The following is a 4,322-nucleotide window of genomic DNA, read 5'->3' as shown; positions in this document are numbered from 1 at the left end:
AGTGGAGCCCCCTGACGTCATGTCAGGGGGCTCCACTGCTTTGTGAGTACTTCTACTCATGCGTGCTCGCCACCCGGCCACGAGCCTGGGCGCATGGATTCCTTGCGAGCGGCTCCCAGCCTGATGGATCGCTGGTGGAGCATCCCGCGCCCGAGGGTGGTGGCGGACGTGGTGGCCGCCGTACTCCTCTTCCTGGCGGAGGGGCTGGTCTGGTTCGTCGGGACGCGTCACTGGGCGCTGGGGCTCTTCGCCGTGTCCGCGGTGGTCTTCCTGGGGGCGCTCGTTCGTCGGGCGCCGTTCACGGCTGGGGCGCACTACGTCATCGCGTTGTGCGTGGGCCTGGTGATGCTGCCCCAGCACACTCCCGTTCCGGCCGGCCCGGAACGGGAGCCCGGCTACACCACGGCGTGCTACTCGGCTCAGCGCTGCGGCTGATCCCGGCGGGGCCGGTGGCCCCGACTGAGCGGCCAGCGCAGCAGGAGCCACAGCACGATGCCGGTCAGGCAGCCGCTGGCGACCACGTCCCAGAGCCAGTGGTAGTTCCGCCAGATGAGGCAGAAGCCGACGCCGGTGCAGAGGAAGGCCGTCCCCGTGTAGACGAGGCGGCGCAGGCGCGGCCACGCCGTGCCGAGGACAAGGGCGGCGGTGCCCAGGCAGATCGACGCGGTCGCCGTGTGGCCCGACGGGAACCAGCCCCAGTCGCCCGAGGCGACCGGGGCGCCCTCGGGACCGGGCCGGCCAATGAGGATCTTGCCCGGGATCACCGTGCCGAACAGGGCCAGCGCGGCGAGCACCGCCGCCACAAGAGGGCGCCAGGAGCGCAGGCGGACGGTCACGACGAGCGTCACCGCGGTGAGGACGGCGCCCGAACAGGTGGCCACGCCGAAGTCGGTCCAGCGCTCGGCGAGGGTGTTCGTCCACGGCCAGGGATCGGCCGCGACCCAGCCCTGGACGGTGTCGCGAGTCCAGCGGTCGACGGCGAGCAGGGGGCCGTGGGTGAGGACCTGTTCCGTCAGGACGGTCAGGATCGCGAGCAGGACGACCGGACACCACATCGACCGGAAGAGGGCAGCGCGAAGCCGCCCCGGAGCAGGGGGGAGAGCTCCGGGGCGGCTGAGGTGACCGACGTTCCGCTTGGCCCGGGGGGTTTGAGCTCGGCGTTCAGTCGATCGGCTGAGGGGATCCGCGGGCGGATCCGAAGTGGTGTCCTCGGTGGTATCGCGCTTCTCCATCTGCTTTGACAGTACGTCACCGCGGCCGGGAGGGCGATCCGTCTCACCCACCCACCATCAGGTCCGCACACCTTCTTCACTCCCCTGGGGCAACGCCCACGGGCGGTGCGAACACCAGCGCGGACGTCGGCTCCGGCCTCGTCGCGGCGACCAGACGAGGGCCCCACTTCGGGTCGTGGAAGACGTCGTGGAGGACGGTGACCAGGGTGCCCGTGTGTTCGGAATGGACCATCGCGCCGTGGCCCAGATAGAGGCCGACGTGGTGGATCGGGCCGCCGGGCTCGGCGAAGAAGAGCAGGTCGCCGGGGAGCAGGTCGTCCCACCGCGTGATCGGGCGCCCCTGGAGGGACTGGGCCCCGCTGTAGTGGGGGAGCGTCACCAAGCCCGCGCTCGCCTGGTACCAGGCGTAGCGGACCAGGCCGCTGCAGTCGAAGCCGATCGTGTGGTCGGCCGAGCAGGAGCCGTCGGGCAGATAGCCGTTGACGCCGTCGCAGAAGCCCAGCGTCGGGCCGGTGAGGCTGCCGCCACCCCACGCGTAGGGGGTGTTCAACTCGGCCAGCGCGACCTGGGCGGCCTGGAAGCCGCGCACGCGCTCGGCGGCGGTGGAGCCGTCGTCGGCGCTCGCGTGCGAGACCGGCGCCAGCACGAAAGCCGTGAGGGCAAGGACGAGCGCGGCGAGGAGGCGGGTGAGCCGGAGCGGGGAGGTCATGCGGGCGATGACTACCCCGATCGTCGTTGGCGCAACGGTTGCTTACGCGCTGTGCCCCCGTCGGACGAACCGACGGGGGCACAGGGGGTGGAGCGGGGGTGGAACGGGTGGATCAGAGCGCGGCGAAGGCGTTCTCGAGGATGTCCAGCCCCTCGACCAGCAGCTCCTGCGGCATGACCAGCGGCGGCAGGAAGCGCAGGACGTTGCCGTAGGTGCCGGCGGTCAGGACCAGCAGGCCCTGGTTGTGGCAGAACTTCGCCAGGGCGGCGGTCGCCTCCGGGTTCGGGTCCTTGCTGCCCGGCTTGACCAGCTCGACGGCGACCATGGCGCCGCGACCGCGGACGTCGCCGATGACGTCGAACTTCTCGGCGAAGGCGCGCAGGCGAGTGAGCATGGTCTCGCCGATGGCCTGGGCCTTGGCGTTGAGGTCCAGCTGCTTCATGGTCTCGATCGAGCCCAGGGCGGCGGCGCAGGCGACCGGGTTGCCGCCGTAGGTGCCACCGAGGCCACCCGCGTGGGCGGCGTCCATGATCTCGGCGCGGCCGGTCACGGCGGCCAGGGGGAGACCGCCGGCGATGCCCTTGGCCGTGGTGATCAGGTCCGGGATGATGCCCTCGTCGTCGCAGGCGAACCACTGGCCGGTGCGGCAGAAGCCGGTCTGGATCTCGTCGGCGACGAAGACGATGCCGTTGGCGCGGGCGTACTCGACGATGGCGGGCAGGAACCCCTTGGCCGGCTCGATGAAGCCGCCCTCGCCCTGGATGGGCTCGATCACGATCGCGGCGACGTTCTCGGCGCCGATCTGCTTGTTGATCATGTCGATCGCCTGGGCGGCGGCCTCGGCGGCGCAGTTCTCGGCGCCGGTCAGCCAGCGGTAGGGGTACGCCAGCGGAACGCGGTAGACCTCGGGCGCGAACGGGCCGAAGCCCTGCTTGTAGGGCATGTTCTTCGCGGTCATGCCCATGGTGAGGTTGGTGCGGCCGTGGTAGCCGTGGTCGAAGACCACGACGGCGGTGCGCTTGGTGTAGGCGCGCGCGATCTTGACGGCGTTCTCCACGGCCTCGGCGCCGGAGTTGAACAGCGCGGTGCGCTTCTCGTGGTCACCCGGGGTCAGCTCGTTGAGCTGCTCGGCGACGGCGACGTAGCCCTCGTAGGGGGTCACCATGAAACAGGTGTGGGTGAACGCGGCCAGCTGCTGCGAGGCGCGCTCGACGACCAGCTCGGCGGCGTTGCCGACGTTGGTGACGGCGATGCCGGAGCCGAAGTCGATCAGGGAGTTGCCGTCGACGTCCTCGACGACGCCGCCGCCCGCACGGGTGATGTAGACCGGCAGGGTGGTGCCGACACCGGCGGCCACCGCGGCGAGCTTGCGTGCCTGCAGCTCCTGCGACTTCGGCCCGGGGATCGCGGTGACGAGGCGGCGCTCCTGCGGGAGCGAGGGGCCGCCGGGAAGCTGAGCAGCGCTCATGAGGTGGTCTCCCATGCGTTGTGGGTCGGGTCCGAAGGGGGCGAGGGGGGATCGTCCCCTTTGAGCAGGCTACGGCGGGGCTGGGGCGCGGGCATACGCCGAAGGGGAGTGATCGGGCTGTGGAAGTTGTCCGGTGCGGACACTGATCATGATGCGTGTGCTTCCGCACGGGGAGCGGGTCCGCTCCACTAGATTGAGAGCTTCGAGGCGGGCTTGTGTGCGGGCGCAAGGGAGCGGGACGGCGATGTCACTCGACGGGCACACGGCGCATCCGCCGAACTCCGCGGTCCCTCCGATCCCGCCCATGCCGAGTACGCCGCCGCGGGTGCCCGCGGGTGCGGCGATTCCGCCGCAGCACGGCGCGGCGCCGGCGGGCGCCGGCTTCGACCTCGTCGGCTGGGTCTCGGCGAAGCGCCATCACACGCCTCCCGGCGTCTTCGGCCTCGGCCCCGAACCCCGCCCGTCGGACGAGAAGACCCTCGCGGACGACGCGATCCCCGGCTGGAAGCTCCTGCTTCGAGCGGGGCTCAACGCCCTGGTGGCGTACGAGCTGTACCTGTATCTGGGCCAGCCCACGGACTCACTTCTGGGCTACCTTTTCCCGTCTCTGGTCTCAGGGGCAGGTCGCCACGACCCCACTGTTCTGGCGGTTGGGGCACTGGTTAATCCGCTTCTGGCTGTCGTCCTGATTCTGATCTTCGGCCGGATGGGCCGGTGGCGTGCGGTCGGGCGCCGCTACGTGCTGCCGCTGGTGCGGGAGTTGCTCGCTGCGCGGCGCAAGCACGCGGTGCAGAGGGACGCAGGCGCTTCCGCGGCGGAAGGCCCCATCGACGTGTGGGCGCCGTTGCGGGCGGTGGCGGGGGGTGGGGGGTTGGCGCTGCTGGATTCGGAGACCGCGCAGGGGCGGGTCGGG

Annotated in this window: 4 protein-coding genes and 1 pseudogene; 2 read left to right on the top strand and 3 right to left on the bottom strand. The window is 71.1% G+C overall.

All coding sequences use genetic code 11. The annotated features are described in order from the left end of the window. The first annotated feature begins 93 nt into the window (after nt 1–93). Nucleotides 94–435 (top strand): hypothetical protein, encoded by a 342-nt coding sequence (locus TR48_RS35700; protein WP_042374742.1) that lies wholly within the window; start codon nt 94–96, stop codon nt 433–435. On the opposite strand, the gene TR48_RS35695 is transcribed toward TR48_RS35700, so the two are convergent. The 3 genes from TR48_RS35695 to gabT form a co-directional block, all read right to left on the bottom strand. After that, a complete protein-coding gene (locus tag TR48_RS35695; RefSeq protein ID WP_042374741.1) occupies nt 420–1,055 on the bottom strand; it encodes a phosphatase PAP2 family protein in 636 nt (211 codons plus the stop codon). The two genes, TR48_RS35700 and TR48_RS35695, sit on opposite strands and share 16 nt — an antisense overlap. 253 nt (nt 1,056–1,308) lie before the next feature. Continuing rightward, nucleotides 1,309–1,941: a C40 family peptidase gene (locus TR48_RS39515; RefSeq protein ID WP_052443319.1), complete on the bottom strand. Its 633-nt coding sequence runs from the start codon at nt 1,939–1,941 to the stop codon at nt 1,309–1,311. 112 nt (nt 1,942–2,053) lie between these two features. Then, complete coding sequence (gabT, locus tag TR48_RS35685) at nt 2,054–3,409, bottom strand: 4-aminobutyrate--2-oxoglutarate transaminase (protein ID WP_042374740.1); 1,356 nt, start codon at nt 3,407–3,409, stop codon at nt 2,054–2,056. A gap of 304 nt (nt 3,410–3,713) precedes the next feature. Between gabT and TR48_RS43940 the strand changes: the two are divergent. Beyond that, nucleotides 3,714–4,322, top strand: a pseudogene (locus TR48_RS43940) (hypothetical protein); the annotation flags it as partial.

Source organism: Streptacidiphilus neutrinimicus (assembly GCF_000787815.1).
Classification (GTDB): domain Bacteria; phylum Actinomycetota; class Actinomycetes; order Streptomycetales; family Streptomycetaceae; genus Streptacidiphilus; species Streptacidiphilus neutrinimicus.
Note: the sequence above shows the minus strand (reverse complement) of the source record. Positions and strands in the feature narration are given on the sequence as shown.